This window comes from Pseudomonas sp. NY15374 (assembly GCF_048068255.1).
In the GTDB taxonomy this organism is placed as follows: domain Bacteria; phylum Pseudomonadota; class Gammaproteobacteria; order Pseudomonadales; family Pseudomonadaceae; genus Aquipseudomonas; species Aquipseudomonas machongensis.
Window position 1 is genome coordinate 1 of sequence record NZ_JBLUPZ010000007.1, and the last position, 14,344, is coordinate 14,344.

15 protein-coding genes and 1 rRNA gene are annotated in these 14,344 nt (G+C 62.9%); 14 read left to right on the forward strand and 2 right to left on the reverse strand.

The window, feature by feature from the left end; all coding sequences use genetic code 11:
* The 4 genes from rrf to ACNFHO_RS15530 all read left to right on the forward strand — a co-directional run.
* Window positions 1–85 (forward strand): 5S ribosomal RNA (gene rrf, locus ACNFHO_RS15515); the annotation flags it as partial.
* A 192-nt stretch (window positions 86–277) separates the two neighbouring features.
* Complete coding sequence (locus ACNFHO_RS15520) at window positions 278–937, forward strand: paraquat-inducible protein A (RefSeq protein ID WP_063542790.1); 660 nt, start codon at window positions 278–280, stop codon at window positions 935–937.
* Window positions 924–1,547, forward strand: coding sequence for a paraquat-inducible protein A (locus ACNFHO_RS15525; RefSeq protein ID WP_063542792.1), 624 nt, complete (start codon window positions 924–926; stop codon window positions 1,545–1,547). The genes ACNFHO_RS15520 and ACNFHO_RS15525 overlap by 14 nt, the downstream gene beginning before the upstream one ends.
* Window positions 1,540–3,840, forward strand: coding sequence for an MlaD family protein (locus ACNFHO_RS15530; protein ID WP_416766804.1), 2,301 nt, complete (start codon window positions 1,540–1,542; stop codon window positions 3,838–3,840). Before ACNFHO_RS15525 ends, ACNFHO_RS15530 begins: the two co-directional genes overlap by 8 nt.
* A gap of 117 nt (window positions 3,841–3,957) precedes the next feature.
* On the opposite strand, the gene rpsT is transcribed toward ACNFHO_RS15530, so the two are convergent.
* Window positions 3,958–4,236: a 30S ribosomal protein S20 gene (gene rpsT / locus ACNFHO_RS15535; protein WP_029614579.1), complete on the reverse strand. Its 279-nt coding sequence runs from the start codon at window positions 4,234–4,236 to the stop codon at window positions 3,958–3,960.
* A gap of 253 nt (window positions 4,237–4,489) precedes the next feature.
* Between rpsT and murJ the strand changes: the two genes are divergently transcribed.
* From murJ to ispH, 6 genes are all read left to right on the forward strand, one after another.
* Window positions 4,490–6,028, forward strand: a complete 1,539-nt coding sequence (gene murJ, locus ACNFHO_RS15540; RefSeq protein WP_054895094.1) for a murein biosynthesis integral membrane protein MurJ — start codon at window positions 4,490–4,492, stop codon at window positions 6,026–6,028.
* Window positions 6,029–6,146: 118 nt separating this feature from the next.
* Entirely contained in the window at window positions 6,147–7,097 is a 951-nt protein-coding gene (ribF, locus tag ACNFHO_RS15545; RefSeq protein WP_416766805.1) for a bifunctional riboflavin kinase/FAD synthetase, read from the forward strand.
* A complete protein-coding gene (gene ileS / locus ACNFHO_RS15550; RefSeq protein WP_151926493.1) occupies window positions 7,094–9,925 on the forward strand; it encodes an isoleucine--tRNA ligase in 2,832 nt (943 codons plus the stop codon). The genes ribF and ileS overlap by 4 nt, the downstream gene beginning before the upstream one ends.
* On the forward strand, window positions 9,918–10,433 hold the full coding sequence (gene lspA / locus ACNFHO_RS15555; RefSeq protein ID WP_416766806.1) for a signal peptidase II: 516 nt from the start codon (window positions 9,918–9,920) through the stop codon (window positions 10,431–10,433). Before ileS ends, lspA begins: the two co-directional genes overlap by 8 nt.
* On the forward strand, window positions 10,426–10,863 hold the full coding sequence (locus tag ACNFHO_RS15560; RefSeq protein ID WP_065863423.1) for an FKBP-type peptidyl-prolyl cis-trans isomerase: 438 nt from the start codon (window positions 10,426–10,428) through the stop codon (window positions 10,861–10,863). Before lspA ends, ACNFHO_RS15560 begins: the two co-directional genes overlap by 8 nt.
* A gap of 14 nt (window positions 10,864–10,877) precedes the next feature.
* A complete protein-coding gene (gene ispH / locus ACNFHO_RS15565) occupies window positions 10,878–11,825 on the forward strand; it encodes a 4-hydroxy-3-methylbut-2-enyl diphosphate reductase (protein ID WP_063542800.1) in 948 nt (315 codons plus the stop codon).
* On the opposite strand, the gene ACNFHO_RS15570 is transcribed toward ispH, so the two are convergent.
* Window positions 11,826–12,314 (reverse strand): GspH/FimT family pseudopilin, encoded by a 489-nt coding sequence (locus tag ACNFHO_RS15570; RefSeq protein ID WP_112897288.1) that lies wholly within the window; start codon window positions 12,312–12,314, stop codon window positions 11,826–11,828. It abuts the gene before it with no gap.
* A gap of 110 nt (window positions 12,315–12,424) precedes the next feature.
* Between ACNFHO_RS15570 and ACNFHO_RS15575 the strand changes: the two genes are divergently transcribed.
* From ACNFHO_RS15575 to ACNFHO_RS15590, 4 genes are read left to right on the forward strand one after another with little or no spacing between them, the layout of a single operon-like run.
* Complete coding sequence (locus ACNFHO_RS15575) at window positions 12,425–12,787, forward strand: prepilin-type N-terminal cleavage/methylation domain-containing protein (protein ID WP_416766807.1); 363 nt, start codon at window positions 12,425–12,427, stop codon at window positions 12,785–12,787.
* Window positions 12,784–13,449: a PilW family protein gene (locus tag ACNFHO_RS15580; RefSeq protein ID WP_416766808.1), complete on the forward strand. Its 666-nt coding sequence runs from the start codon at window positions 12,784–12,786 to the stop codon at window positions 13,447–13,449. The genes ACNFHO_RS15575 and ACNFHO_RS15580 overlap by 4 nt, the downstream gene beginning before the upstream one ends.
* Complete coding sequence (locus ACNFHO_RS15585) at window positions 13,446–13,928, forward strand: hypothetical protein (protein WP_416766809.1); 483 nt, start codon at window positions 13,446–13,448, stop codon at window positions 13,926–13,928. The genes ACNFHO_RS15580 and ACNFHO_RS15585 overlap by 4 nt, the downstream gene beginning before the upstream one ends.
* Before the next feature lies 1 nt (window position 13,929).
* Window positions 13,930–14,319 (forward strand): type IV pilin protein, encoded by a 390-nt coding sequence (locus ACNFHO_RS15590; protein WP_112897291.1) that lies wholly within the window; start codon window positions 13,930–13,932, stop codon window positions 14,317–14,319.
* Window positions 14,320–14,344 lie beyond the last annotated feature (25 nt).

Sequence of the window (14,344 nt, forward strand, 5' to 3'; positions counted from 1 at the left end):
ATCCCATCCCGAACTCAGCAGTGAAACGATGCATCGCCGATGGTAGTGTGGGGTTTCCCCATGTGAGAGTAGGTCATCGTCAAGATTCATTTCGCAAAACCCCTATCTGCGCGAGCAGGTAGGGGTTTTGTCTTTTCCGCGGTCAAGAGCGGGCAGCATTCGCTGCCGAGAGCAAGCAGGTGGCCGACACCATTCGTAACCGCCTTTGCAAAGCACCATCTCCCACATTTCGAGTCTGAACACTAGAATAGAGCCGACTTTCCTATCAGAACTCCCTATGTCCAACCCTGCCGATCCCGAAGCGCTGGCCAGCCTGCCGTTGGAAGACCTCGTGGCTTGTCACGAGTGTGACCTGCTGCTGCGCAAGCCGGTGCTGCAGCATGGCGAGAAAGCCCAGTGTCCGCGCTGTGGCTACGAGCTCTATGCGCATCGTTACAATGTCGTCAATCGCAGCCTCGCGCTGGTGCTGACCGCGCTGTTTCTTTATATCCCGGCCAATTTCCTGCCTATCATGCAACTGCACCTGCTCGGCCAGACCGCTGACGACACGGTGTGGAGTGGTGTTCTGGGCCTGTACAACTCTGAAATGCGTGGCGTCGCCATTGTGGTGTTCCTGTGCAGCATGGCTATTCCGTTGCTCAAGCTGCTGTGCCAACTCCTGGTACTGCTGAGCATTCGCCTGAATATCGGTCGTGGTCATGGCCTGTTGTTCTATCGCATCTATCATCACCTGCGGGAGTGGGGGATGCTCGAGGTGTACTTCATGGGCGTGCTGGTAGCGATCGTCAAGCTGGTCGACCTGGCGCAACTGACCGTCGGGCTCGGTTTGTTCTGCTTTATCAGCCTGTTGCTGGTGCAGGTCTGGCTGGAGGTGGTGATGTCGCCGCATCAGATATGGGTAGCGCTCTCCGGGGAGGATACCCATGCGGGCGATTGATGCCGGTATCCTGGTCTGCAACGAGTGTCACGAGCTCAATCGCCAGGCGCCGGGCAGCGACTCGCAGGCCTGCACTCGTTGTGGTGCCATCGTGCATGCGCGTCGCCCCAACAGTATCGTGCGCACCTGGGCGCTGCTCGTCACTGCGATGATCCTGTACATCCCGGCCAACCTGCTGCCGATCATGACCGTCAGCACCTTGGGCCAGGGCAGCCCGGACACCATCATGTCCGGGGTCATCACCCTGATGAAGCACGGCATGCTGCCTATTGCCGCGGTGGTATTCATTGCCAGTATTCTGGTGCCGACCTTCAAGCTGGTGGGCATTGGCCTGCTGCTTTACTCGGTGCAGCGTCATCAGCCGCTCTCGGCCCGGCAGCGGATCCTGATGTACCGCTTTATCGAATTCATCGGTCGCTGGTCGATGCTCGACATCTTCGTCATCGCCATTCTGGTGGCGGTGGTGAATTTCGGTCGCATCGCCAGTGTCGAAGCCAACCTGGGCGCCGTCGCCTTTGCCAGTGTGGTGATCCTGACGATGCTTGCTGCTTTAACTTTCGATCCCCGACTGATCTGGGATAACACGGAGTCGGACGACGACCATGAGTGACTTGCCAACGGCCAAAACACGCCCAGCCTCGAACTGGTCGGCCATCTGGATTCTGCCGCTGATCGCCCTGATGATCGGGGGCTGGCTTGCCTGGCAGGCCTATCGTGACGCTGGCGTGGAGATTCAGGTTCGTTTCGAAACCGGCGAGGGTATCGTCGCCAACAAGACCGAGGTGATCTACAAGGGTATGTCGGTGGGCAAGGTTACCAGCCTGGTGCTGGATGCCGAGGGCAGCAATACGGGTGTGATCGCCACCATCGAGATGAACAAGACGGCCGAGCCGCACATGAATAAAGGCACGCGCTTCTGGCTGGTCAAGCCGAGCGTCAGCCTGGCTGGGATCTCCGGGCTGGAGACACTGGTTTCCGGCAACTACATCGCCGTTGATCCAGGGCAGGGCGAACCTACCCGTCGCTTCACCGCACTGGCCGAGGCGCCACCGCTTTCTGACAAGGAGCCCGGCCTGCACCTGACGCTCAAGGCCGAGCGCCTGGGCTCGCTCAATCGTGAGAGCCCGGTGTTCTACAAGCAGATCCAGGTGGGCAAGGTAAAAAGCTATCGCCTGTCAGACGACCATGGAACGGTCGAGATCAAGCTGTTCATCGAACCTGAATACGCTGGTCTGGTGCGCAAACACACGCGTTTCTGGAATGCCAGCGGCATCAGCATTGATGCCAATCTGTCGGGCGTCAAGGTGCGCAGTGAATCGCTGTCGAGCATCGTGGCTGGGGGCATCGCCTTCGCTACTCCAGAGCATCGCAAGGACAGCCCGCCCACCGATCCGAGCCTTCCGTTCCGTCTCTATGAGGACTTCGAGGCAGCTCAGGCTGGTATCCGCATCAAGGTGCACCTGACAGATTACGAAGGCCTGCAGGCTGGACGTACCCCGGTGATGTACAAGGGTATCCAGGTGGGCTCCATGAAAACGCTGAAGATCGATGATGGCCTCGATGGCGCCATGGCCGAGCTCACGCTGGACCCGCTGGCCGAAGACTACCTGGTGGAAGGTACCCAGTTCTGGGTGGTCAAACCGTCCATTTCATTGGCGGGCATCACCGGCCTGGAGGCGCTGGTAAAGGGTAACTACATCGCCATTCGTCCGGGTGAGAAAGGCGCGCGACCGCAGCGTGAGTTCGAGGCCAGAGCCAAGGCGCCACCGCTCGATCTCAAGGCGCCGGGCCTGCACCTGGTGTTGTTCGCTGACACGCTCGGCTCGCTCGAGGTAGGTAGTCCGGTAACCTATCGCCAGGTCAAGGTCGGTAGCGTGCAGAGCTACCAGTTCGCACGCAACAGCAAGCGTATCCTGATTGGTGTCCATATCGAGAAAGAGTATGCCGGTCTGGTGAACGGTTCGACGCGCTTCTGGAATGCCAGTGGCATCACGCTCACCGGCGGCCTGTCGGGGATCAAGATCAAGAGTGAGTCGTTGCAGACCCTGATGGCCGGTGGCATCGCTTTCGACACGCCGCAGCAGAACGTGCCGCTCAAACGACACATTCCACGTTTCCGCCTGCTGGAGAACGAGGAGGCAGCCAACCGTGCCGGCACTCTCGTGACCATCCGTGTGGAGCGTGCCGATGGTCTCAAGCCCGGTACGCCGATCCGCTTCCGTGGCCTCGACGTAGGCAGCATTGAAAGCGTCGACCTGACCTCCGACCTGCAGGCTGTGCTGCTGCGCGCGCGGATCACCGATGCTGCGGACCGCATTGCCCGGGCAGGCACGCAATTCTGGGTGGTGAAGCCGGCATTCGGGCTGGTGCGCACAGAGAACCTGGATACCCTGATCGGCGGTCAGTACCTGGAGGTACAGCCGGCATTGAAGAGCCAGGGCCCGCAGCGGGATTTCATCGCCCTGCCCGAAGCGCCGGAGGTGGTTGGTCAGGAAGTCGGTCTGCCGCTGACGTTGAGCGCCTCACGTCGTGGTTCGATAAAGCCGGGTGTACCAGTCACCTACCGTGAAGTACAGGTTGGCAAGGTCATGGGCTACGAACTGGGGCAGAGTGCGGATCGGGTGTTGATCCACATTCTGATCGAGCCACGTTATGCCGCCTTGGTGCGGGGCGGCAGCCGCTTCTGGAACAGCAGCGGTTTCGGCTTTGACTGGGGGCTGTTCAAGGGGGCCACGGTGCGGACCGAATCGCTGGAAACCCTCATCGATGGAGGGATCGCCTTTGCAACGCCGGATGGCGAGCAGATGGGCAATCCCGCGCGGCCGCAGCAGACCTTTGCCTTGTTCGATAAACCGGATGATGCCTGGTTGCAGTGGGCGCCGAAGATCCCGGTGGGCAAGTAGCAATGAGTCCAGGGCCGCTTATCGCGGCCCGGACTTCTGGGTTGCCTGTCGATGGCCAGCTAAATCGCAGGCAACAAAAAACCGACCCTAGGGTCGGTTTTTGTTAAAGCGCGTCGCTTAGGCAGCTGCAGCTTCTTTCAGCGCCTTGATGTGGCCATTCAGACGGCCTTTGTGGCGAGCAGCTTTATTCTTGTGGATGATGCCTTTATCGGCCATGCGGTCGATTACAGGCACAGCCAGAGTGTAAGCAGCTTGCGCTTTTTCGGCGTCTTTAGCGTCGATGGCCTTGACTACGTTCTTGATGTAGGTACGGACCATGGAACGCAGGCTGGCGTTGTGGCTGCGACGCTTCTCAGCCTGTTTTGCACGTTTCTTGGCGGAAGGTGTGTTGGCCACCGTCGAGCTCCTCGAAAGACTTTTGGGTAAATAGCAAACAAATAAGGCCGCGAATCATGCCGATGAGTCGGACGGATGTCAAGGCCAGTTGCAAGGATCTGCCGAGTGGCATGTGTGCGCGGAAGGAGAGATTCCTTTCTACGCAACGACCTGTAAACTCGGGAGTTTTTGGCACCCCTGCAAAGAAGCGGGATTATCGCACATCCGGGCGTCATCTGGCAGCGCTCTCAAGTCCCAGGCGTAAAACTTTTCGATGAACCTGCTCAAATCCCTGGCTGCAGTCAGCTCCATCACCATGATTTCGCGGGTGCTGGGTTTCGTTCGCGACACCATTCTGGCGCGGGTCTTCGGCGCCGGCATCGCCACCGACGCCTTCTTCATTGCCTTCAAACTGCCCAACCTGCTGCGGCGTATCTTCGCCGAGGGCGCGTTTTCCCAAGCCTTCGTGCCGATTCTTGCCGAATACAAGACCCAGCAGGGCGAGGAGGCCACGCGTACTTTCATTGCCTATGTCAGTGGCCTGCTCACGCTGGTCCTGGCTCTGGTCACTGCCCTGGGCATACTCGCCGCGCCCTGGGTGGTGTGGGTCACGGCCCCCGGCTTTGTCGACAGTGCCGAGAAATACGAACTCACCACCGCACTGTTGCGGGTGACGTTTCCTTATATATTGCTGATATCCCTGTCGTCGCTGGTCGGGGCGATCCTCAACACCTGGAACCGCTTCTCGGTGCCGGCCTTTACGCCGACCCTGCTGAACGTTGCGATGATCGCCTTCGCCGTGTTCCTCACCCCCTATTTCGACCCGCCGATCATGGCCCTGGCCTGGGGCGTGCTGGCGGGGGGGCTTGCCCAGCTGCTGTACCAGCTGCCAGCCTTGAAGAAGATCGGCATGCTCGTGCTGCCACGGCTGAACCTGCGCGATACCGGGGTATGGCGCGTGCTCAAGCAGATGCTGCCGGCGATCCTCGGGGTGTCGGTGAGCCAGATCTCGCTGATCATCAACACCATCTTCGCCTCCTTCCTGGTGGCCGGTTCGGTTTCCTGGATGTACTACGCCGACCGTTTGATGGAGCTTCCTTCCGGTGTGCTGGGCGTAGCCTTGGGCACCATTCTTCTGCCGACCCTGGCCAAGACTTACGCCAACAAGGATCGTGAAGAGTATTCGCGGATCCTCGACTGGGGCCTGCGCCTGTGCTTCCTGCTGGTGCTGCCTTGCACCCTGGCCCTGGCGATCCTCGCCGAGCCGCTGACCGTGGCGCTGTTCCAGTACGGCAAGTTCACCGCCACCGATGCCGCCATGACCCAGCGCGCACTGATCGCCTATTCGGTCGGTCTGCTGGCGATCATCCTGGTCAAGGTGCTTGCGCCTGGCTTCTACGCGCAGCAGAACATCCGTACGCCGGTGAAGATCGCCATCTTCACCCTGGTCTGCACGCAATTGTTCAACCTCGCCCTGATCGGCCCGCTGCAACATGCAGGTCTGGCCCTGGCCATCAGCCTGGGGGCCTGCCTCAACGCCGGGTTGCTGTTCTGGAAGCTGCGCAGCCAAGGCCTGTTCCAGCCCCAGGCCGGCTGGATGGTGTTCCTGCTAAAGCTGGTACTGGCGGTGGCGCTGATGTCTGGCGTGCTGCTGCTGGGCATGCACTTCATGCCAGCCTGGGAGCAGGGCAACATGCTCGAGCGTTTCCTGCGCCTCGGCGCATTGATCGGCGCGGGTGTGGTGACCTACTTCGGGTGCCTGTTCCTGTGCGGTTTCCGCCCTCGTCACTTTGTCCGCAAGGCGCTGCATTGAGGTCGGGGCAGGGCCAGGCGTCGGTTTTTCGCATTCCACGGCCCACAGTGGCACTGCTGCCTGTCACCAGCGCCCCGGTGTGGTTATAATCGGCCACTTTATGAGCAAGAAGCGCGTTATGCAGCTGGTTCGAGGTCTTCACAACCTGCGCCCCGAGCACCGGGGCTGTGTCGCCACCATTGGCAACTTCGACGGGGTTCACCGGGGCCACCAGGCCATCCTGGCGCGCCTGCGTGAGCGCGGCCAGGAGCTGGGCCTGCCCACCTGCGTGGTGATCTTCGAGCCGCAGCCGCGGGAATATTTCGCCCCGGACACTGCGCCGGCCCGGCTGGCGCGTCTGCGCGACAAGGTCGAGCTGCTGGCCGACGAAGGCATCGACCTGGTGTTGTGCCTGGCCTTCAACCAGCGCCTTAGCCAGCTCAGCGCCGATCAGTTCGTCAAGGCGGTGCTGGTCGATGGCCTGGGCGTGCGTCACCTGGAAGTCGGCGACGACTTCCGCTTCGGCTGCGATCGTGCCGGCGACTTCGACTTCCTGGTCCAGGCCGGCCAGCAGTACGGTTTCACCGTCGAGGCGGCCAACACCGTGATCCAGGACGGCCTGCGCGTCAGCAGCACCGAAGTGCGCAAGGCCCTGGCCGAAGCCGACTTCGAGCTGGCCGAGCACTTGCTGGGCCGTCCGTATCGCATTACCGGGCGCGTGCTGCACGGCCAGAAACTGGCCCGTCAGCTCGGCACGCCCACCGCCAACATCCAGCTCAAGCGCCGTCGCGTGCCGCTGTCCGGGGTCTACCTGACCAGCATCGAGATCGACGGCACGCCTTGGCCGGGTGTCGGCAACATCGGGGTTCGTCCCACCGTCAAGGGTGATGGGCGTCCCCACCTGGAAATCCATCTCCTGGACTACACCGGCGACCTCTATGGCCGGCGTCTGACAGTGGAGTTCCACCACAAGCTGCGCGAGGAGCAGCGATTCGCCTCCCTGGAGGCGCTGAAGTCGGCGATCGACGCGGACATCGCCGCCGCACGTGCCCACTGGCACGCTCAACCGCTAACCAAGAGCCTGAAATGACCGACTACAAAGCCACGCTTAACCTTCCGGACACCGCCTTCCCCATGAAGGCCGGCCTGCCTCAGCGCGAACCGCAGATCCTGCAGCGCTGGGACAGCATTGGCCTGTACCGGAAGTTGCGCGAGATTGGCAAGGATCGTCCGAAGTTCGTCCTGCACGACGGCCCGCCCTATGCCAACGGCAAAATCCACATCGGTCACGCGCTGAACAAGATCCTCAAGGACATGATCGTCCGGTCCAAGACCTTGTCGGGCTTCGACGCGCCCTACGTGCCGGGCTGGGACTGCCATGGCCTGCCGATCGAGCACAAGGTCGAGGTCACCCATGGCAAGCACCTGACGCCCGACCAGACCCGCGAGTTGTGCCGCGCCTACGCCGCCGAGCAGATCGAAGGGCAGAAGAGCGAATTCATCCGCCTGGGCGTGCTGGGTGACTGGGACAATCCCTACAAGACCATGGACTTCGCCAACGAAGCTGGCGAGATCCGCGCCCTGGCCGAGATGGTCAAGCAAGGCTACGTGTTCAAGGGCCTCAAGCCGGTGAACTGGTGCTTCGATTGCGGTTCGGCCCTGGCCGAGGCCGAGGTCGAGTACGCCGACAAGAAATCCCAGACCATCGATGTCGCCTTCCCGATCGCCGACCAGGACAAACTGGCCGCCGCCTTCGGCCTGGCTTCGCTGAACAAGCCTGCCGCGATCGTGATCTGGACCACCACCCCCTGGACCATTCCGGCCAACCAGGCGCTGAACATCCACCCGGACTTCAACTACGCCCTGGTCGATACCGGCGAGCGCCTGCTGGTGCTGGCCGAAGAACTGGTCGAGTCGTGCCTGAAGCGTTACGCGCTGGAAGGCTCGGTAGTGGCCACCGCGCCAGGCAAGGCGCTGGAACTGATCAATTTCCGCCACCCGTTCTACGAGCGCCTGTCGCCCATCTACCTGGCCGAGTACGTCGAGCTGGGCGCCGGTACTGGCGTGGTCCACTCCGCGCCGGCCTACGGTGAGGACGACTTCGTCACCTGCAAGCGCTACGGCATGGTCAACGACGACATTCTCACGCCCGTGCAGAGCAACGGCGTGTACGCGCCATCGCTGGAGTTCTTCGGTGGCCAGTTCATCTGGAAGGCCAATCCGGCCATCGTCGAGAAGCTGCAGGAAGTCGGTGCGCTGCTGCACACCGAAACCATCAGCCACAGCTACATGCACTGCTGGCGCCACAAGACCCCGTTGATCTACCGCGCCACCGCACAGTGGTTCGTTGGCATGGACAAGCAGCCCAACAACGGTGAAAACCTGCGTGAGCGTGCGCTCAAGGCCATCGAAGACACCAAGTTCGTGCCGTCCTGGGGCCAGGCTCGCCTGCACGCGATGATCGCCAACCGTCCTGACTGGTGCATCTCGCGTCAGCGCAACTGGGGCGTACCTATCCCGTTCTTCCTCGACAAACAGACCGGCGAGCTGCACCCTCGCACCGTCGAGCTGATGGAAGAAGTGGCCAAGCGCGTCGAGAAACAAGGCATCGAGGCCTGGTTCAAGCTCGACGCCAAGGAGCTGCTGGGTGACGAGGCCGGCCAGTACGACAAGATTGCCGACACCCTCGACGTCTGGTTCGACTCCGGTACCACTCACTGGCACGTGCTGCGTGGCTCGCACGACATCGGCCATACCACCGGCCCGCGCGCCGACCTGTACCTGGAAGGCTCCGACCAGCACCGCGGCTGGTTCCACTCCTCCCTGCTGACCGGTTGCGCCATCGACGGCCACGCGCCGTACCGCGAGCTGCTGACCCACGGTTTCACCGTGGACGAGAACGGCCGCAAGATGTCCAAGTCGCTGGGTAACACCATCGAGCCGGAAAAGGTCAACAACACCCTGGGCGCCGACATCCTGCGCCTGTGGGTTTCCGCCACCGATTACTCCGGCGAGATGGCCGTTTCCGAGCAGATCCTGCAGCGCAGCGCCGACGCCTACCGGCGTATCCGCAACACCGCGCGCTTCCTGCTCTCCAACCTGTCCGGCTTCGATCCGGCGCGCGACCTGTTGCCGGCCGAAGACATGCTGGCTCTGGACCGCTGGGCGGTCGATCGCACCCTGCTGCTGCAGCGTGAGCTCGAAGAGAACTACGCCGAGTACCGGTTCTGGAACGTCTACTCCAAGGTGCACAACTTCTGCGTGCAGGAGCTGGGCGGCTTCTACCTCGACATCATCAAGGACCGCCAGTACACCACCGGTGCCAACAGCGTTGCGCGCCGCTCCTGCCAGACCGCGCTGTACCACATCAGCGAGGCGCTGGTGCGCTGGATCGCGCCGATCCTGGCCTTCACCGCCGACGAGATCTGGCAGTACCTGCCGGGCGAGCGCAACGAGTCGGTCATGCTCAACACCTGGTACCAGGGCCTGAGCGAGCTGCCACAGGACAGCGAGCTGGATCGCGCCTACTGGGACCGCATCATGGCGGTCAAGGCGGCGGTCAACAAGGAGCTGGAGAACCAGCGCGTGGCCAAGGTCATCGGTGGCAACCTGCAAGCCGAAGTCACGCTCTTCGCCGAGGAAGGCCTGAGCGCCGACCTGGCCAAGCTGGGCGACGAGTTGCGCTTCGTGCTGATCACCTCTGCCGCCAGCGTGGTGCCGTTCGTCCAGGCGCCGGCCGAGGCGGTGACAACCGAAGTCGAAGGCCTCAAGCTGAAAGTGGTCAAGTCCGGCCATGCCAAGTGCGGCCGTTGCTGGCACTTCCGCGCCGACGTCGGCAGCCATCCGGAACACCCGGAGATCTGCGCTCGCTGCGTCGACAACATCAGCGGCAACGGTGAGGTGCGCCACTATGCCTAATCCTGCAGCGGGGCGCTTCGGGCGCCTTGCCTGGCTCTGGCTGAGCCTGGTGGTCCTGGTCCTCGACCAGGCCACCAAGCTGTATTTCGACAACGCCCTGACCATGTACCAGCAGATCGTGGTCATTCCCGACTACTTCAGCTGGACCTTGGCCTACAACACGGGCGCGGCCTTCAGTTTCCTGGCCGACAGCTCGGGCTGGCAGCGCTGGTTGTTCGCCCTGATCGCCGTGGTGGTCAGCGCCGTGCTGGTGGTCTGGCTCAAGCGCCTGGGGCGCAACGAGACCTGGCTGGCGGTCGCGCTGGCCCTGGTGCTGGGTGGTGCCATGGGCAACCTGTGGGACCGCGTCGTGCTGGGGCATGTGGTCGACTTCATCCTCGTCCACTGGCGCAACACCCACTACTTCCCGGCCTTCAACCTGGCCGACAGTGCGATTACCGTCGGAGCGGTGATGCTGGCGCTGGACATGTTCAAGAGCAAGAAAAGCGAGGAGCCGGTCCATGACTGAGACCCGTATCGGCCAGAACACCGAAGTCACCCTGCACTTCGCGCTGCATCTGGAAAACGGCGACACCGTCGACAGCACCTTCGACAAGGCACCCGCCGTGTTCAAGGTCGGCGATGGCAACCTGCTGCCGGGCTTCGAGACTGCACTGTTCGGCTTCAAGGCCGGCGACGAGCGCAAGCTGACCATTGCCCCTGAGAACGCCTTCGGTCAGCCCAACCCGCAGAACGTGCAGGTGATGCCCCGTTCGCAGTTCGACGGCATGGAGCTGTCAGAGGGCCTGCTGGTGATCTTCAACGACGCCGCCAACACCGAGCTTCCGGGTGTGGTGAAAGCCTTCGATGACAACCAGGTGACCATTGACTTCAACCATCCGCTGGCTGGCAAGACCCTGAACTTCGAGGTCAAGATCCTCGATGTGAAGGCGCTGTGAGCCTGGAGCCGAGCATGCAAATCAAACTCGCCAACCCGCGTGGCTTCTGCGCGGGTGTGGACCGGGCGATCGAAATCGTCAACCGTGCCCTGGAAGTTTTCGGGCCGCCGATCTACGTGCGCCACGAAGTGGTGCACAACAAGTTCGTCGTCGAGGACCTGCGCAACCGCGGCGCGATCTTCGTCGAAGAGCTGGATCAGGTCCCGGACGATGTGATCGTCATCTTCAGTGCCCACGGCGTCTCGCAAGCCGTGCGCCAGGAAGCGGCCGGTCGTGGCCTGAAGGTGTTCGACGCCACCTGTCCGCTGGTGACCAAGGTGCACATCGAGGTGGCCAAGTACAGCCGTGATGGCCGTGAATGCATTCTCATCGGCCATGCCGGACACCCGGAAGTCGAAGGCACCATGGGCCAGTATGACGCCAGCAATGGCGGCGCCATCTACCTCGTCGAGGACGAAAAGGATGTCGCCACCCTGCAGGTCCGCGATCCTGACCACCTGGCGTTCGTCACCCAGACCACGCTGTCGATGGACGACACCAGTCGCGTCATCGATGCCCTGCGTGCACGTTTCCCGAATATTGGTGGTCCGCGCAAGGACGATATCTGCTACGCCACCCAGAACCGTCAGGATGCGGTCAAGCAACTGGCCGATGAGTGTGATGTGGTGCTGGTGGTCGGCAGCCCGAACAGCTCCAACTCCAACCGTCTGCGCGAACTGGCCGAACGCATGAGCACGCCGGCCTACCTGATCGACGGTGCCGAAGACCTGCAGCGTGCCTGGTTCGACGGCGTCCAGCGCATCGGCATCACTGCAGGCGCTTCTGCGCCCGAGGTGCTGGTGCGTGGGGTGATCGAGCAGCTCAAGGCCTGGGGCGCTACGGGCGCTGAGGAGCTCGATGGGCGTGAAGAGAACATCACCTTCTCGATGCCCAAGGAGCTGCGGGTTCGCTCGCTGATCTGATCAGGGGCCTGCGCAGCGCGGCGCTTCGCTCGCCCCGCTGCGCAGGCTGACTCGCCCGCTAGGTGCGACAACGACCCGATGCTGACTGCTGCCCTGCGCACGTTGGCAGATCTGCAAGGTGCCGCCGGAAAATGCGCCATTGTCGCGCAGCGGGACACCCAGGCCACTGAACCTCAGTTTTTCCAGGTTGGCAGCGATCCTCATGGGTCGGCCCAGCCGATGTTCGCGCAGCAGTTGTTGGTTGCCTTCCAGCACTGTTTGCCAACCCTTCCCCCAATCCCCCTCCAGTGGTTGCACCACAACGCTCCGGTTCTGCAGCAATGCGTCGCCACGTGCGCTTCGCAGGCTCTGTGCCAGGTCGCGGGCGGCTGCGGCCTGGCGAAGGTCTTCGGTCAAGTTGGCGTAGGCCGGTGCCGCGAGCTGTGTCAGAAGCGCGACCATGGCCAGTACGCTCATCATTTGTATCAGTGTTACTCCCTGTTGCCGCATCGTGCATTCCTCCCTGGAAGTGCTTCGCTGTAGCTTCGGTGCTGCGGACCAGGAGGTCCAGTCAGCCAGGCCGATCAGGCTTGGCGGGAAATTTCGCAGGAGGCGAAACCATGGTGCACAGGGAGCAGGGCATGACCTTGCTGGAAGTGGTGTTGGCAGTGCTGGTGCTGTCGCTCGGCTTGTTCGCCGCGGCGGCATCGCAGATACGCGCAGTGCAGGCCGGCGAGGGCGCGCGGCGCGATGCACAGGCCGTGCAGTTGGCGCACCTGTTGTTCGAGCGTGTGAGGGCGAGCGGTACGCTTGAACCCGAGGCGCTGCACGGCTGGCGCGCCCTGACAGGTTCATTGCTGGACGAGCGCGGTGAGGGGCGGGCGGTCGTGGCGGGAGAGTGGTTGCAGCTGGAGATTCGCTGGCACGACCCACGCAGCAGCGAGGCGCAGTTCATCGCTCTGCAGGGCAGGGTGCTGCCATGACGCCTCGACAACGAGGCTTCGGCCTGTTGGAGGCCCTGCTGGCACTGGCCTTGGGCTTGATACTGCTGGCCGCTGCGGGGCAAGCTCTGGTGTCGGCCCAGCAAGCCTGGCGCGTACAAGGCGCGCTGTCGCGGATGCAGGATGACGCCTCGCTCGCCTTTCAGCGGCTGGCGCAGGACATTCGCATGACCGGCATGTTCGGCTGCCTGGCAACCGAAGCCATCGAGTTCATCGCCCCCTCTGCTGCACAGGCCTTCGCCCAGCCGTTGCAGATATCCCATGCCGGCGATGGCCGCGAGGTCACGCTCAGCCTGGTGACGGCCGACGTGCGAGGGGCAGGAGGCAACCCGGATTGGACGCTGCTCACCGATTGCCTCACCTGGGCCGAGGTTCATCCGGCACGCCAGGCCGGTAGCGGCACTACGCTGGCGTTCCCGGTGCGGCGGCAGACCTACCGCTTTCAAGGCGACGGCCTGATGCTCAGCGGCGGCGGCATGAATGCCGTGCTCATCGACAATGTGCGTGCTTTTCGTGTCACCCGTGTCGTGGGCAATGGGGGGGAGCGCGTGGACCTGCAGTTGACCCTTGGCGATCCTGTGCTGGGCGTCGAGCGAAACTACGCGCTGAGCGTTGCCCTGCGCAACCGGTTGCCATCGTCATGAGCGCCCAGCGCGGAATGGTCTTGCTGCTGGCCCTGGTGCTGAGCCTGCTGCTGGGTCTGTTCTCCATCTCGGCCCTGCGTGACACGCTGCAGCAGATGGCGTTGGCGGGCAGCGCGCTGGCGGCGGCGCGCGCCTTTGAAGAGGCCGAGGCGAGCCTGCTGGCGGGCGCGCTGCAGCTTGCCCTGGCGCCCCCCTCGCCCTGCCAGGTGTGCGCCCCACCGCCCGCACCCCATGACCTGATCGATGTGCAGCCACCGTGGCAGGCCAGCGAGCACGGTTTCTTTCTGGTGCAGCAACTGGGGGTGAGCACCCGCGCTGCGCACATGCCGGAAGGGGCGAGGGTGGTCTTGTTCCGGATCACTGCGGTAAGCCCTCAGGCCCGCGCACGGCAGGTACTGGAGGCGATCTATGCGGTCGAGCCCGGACAGGCCCAGGCACCCCGGCGTATCGCCTGGCGCCAGCGATTCAGGGAGTCTTGAGATGCAACGTGGCCTTAGCCTTATGGAGCTGTTGCTTGTCGTGGCCGTGACCGGCATTCTGGCGAGCGTTGCCTATCCCAGCTACAGCGACCAGCTTCGGCGTGCCGCGCGCGGCGAAGCGGTCGGCCTGCTGCACGATACTGCCCAGCGTCTGCAATACCACTACGCCCGTACCGGCCAGTATGCCGACAGCGAGCAGTGGCAGACACCGCTGCCCGAGGGTAGCCGTTTCTACCGCCTGCGAGCCTGGCGCGAGCACGGCCAGTATCGGCTGCTGGCCGAGCGTCAGCCCCAGGGGCTGATGGCGCGTGATCGTTGTGGCGACTACCAGCTTGACCAGGCCGGTGCGCGCGCAAACCCCGGAGCGCTGGATGAGGCGGATTGTTGGTGAGGCGTTTTTACTTCAGGTGTTGGAT

What these genes read in the sequence shown, in the direction of transcription:
- ACNFHO_RS15520 (WP_063542790.1), top strand. Translation starts at nt 278, where the DNA reads ATGTCCAACCCTGCCGATCCCGAAGCGCTGGCCAGCCTGCCGTTGGAA.
- ACNFHO_RS15525 (WP_063542792.1), top strand. Translation starts at nt 924, where the DNA reads ATGCGGGCGATTGATGCCGGTATCCTGGTCTGCAACGAGTGTCACGAG.
- ACNFHO_RS15530 (WP_416766804.1), top strand. Translation starts at nt 1,540, where the DNA reads ATGAGTGACTTGCCAACGGCCAAAACACGCCCAGCCTCGAACTGGTCG.
- murJ (WP_054895094.1), top strand. Translation starts at nt 4,490, where the DNA reads ATGAACCTGCTCAAATCCCTGGCTGCAGTCAGCTCCATCACCATGATT.
- ribF (WP_416766805.1), top strand. Translation starts at nt 6,147, where the DNA reads ATGCAGCTGGTTCGAGGTCTTCACAACCTGCGCCCCGAGCACCGGGGC.
- ileS (WP_151926493.1), top strand. Translation starts at nt 7,094, where the DNA reads ATGACCGACTACAAAGCCACGCTTAACCTTCCGGACACCGCCTTCCCC.
- lspA (WP_416766806.1), top strand. Translation starts at nt 9,918, where the DNA reads ATGCCTAATCCTGCAGCGGGGCGCTTCGGGCGCCTTGCCTGGCTCTGG.
- ACNFHO_RS15560 (WP_065863423.1), top strand. Translation starts at nt 10,426, where the DNA reads ATGACTGAGACCCGTATCGGCCAGAACACCGAAGTCACCCTGCACTTC.
- ispH (WP_063542800.1), top strand. Translation starts at nt 10,878, where the DNA reads ATGCAAATCAAACTCGCCAACCCGCGTGGCTTCTGCGCGGGTGTGGAC.
- ACNFHO_RS15570 (WP_112897288.1), bottom strand. Translation starts at nt 12,314, where the DNA reads ATGCGGCAACAGGGAGTAACACTGATACAAATGATGAGCGTACTGGCC.
- ACNFHO_RS15575 (WP_416766807.1), top strand. Translation starts at nt 12,425, where the DNA reads ATGGTGCACAGGGAGCAGGGCATGACCTTGCTGGAAGTGGTGTTGGCA.
- ACNFHO_RS15580 (WP_416766808.1), top strand. Translation starts at nt 12,784, where the DNA reads ATGACGCCTCGACAACGAGGCTTCGGCCTGTTGGAGGCCCTGCTGGCA.
- ACNFHO_RS15585 (WP_416766809.1), top strand. Translation starts at nt 13,446, where the DNA reads ATGAGCGCCCAGCGCGGAATGGTCTTGCTGCTGGCCCTGGTGCTGAGC.
- ACNFHO_RS15590 (WP_112897291.1), top strand. Translation starts at nt 13,930, where the DNA reads ATGCAACGTGGCCTTAGCCTTATGGAGCTGTTGCTTGTCGTGGCCGTG.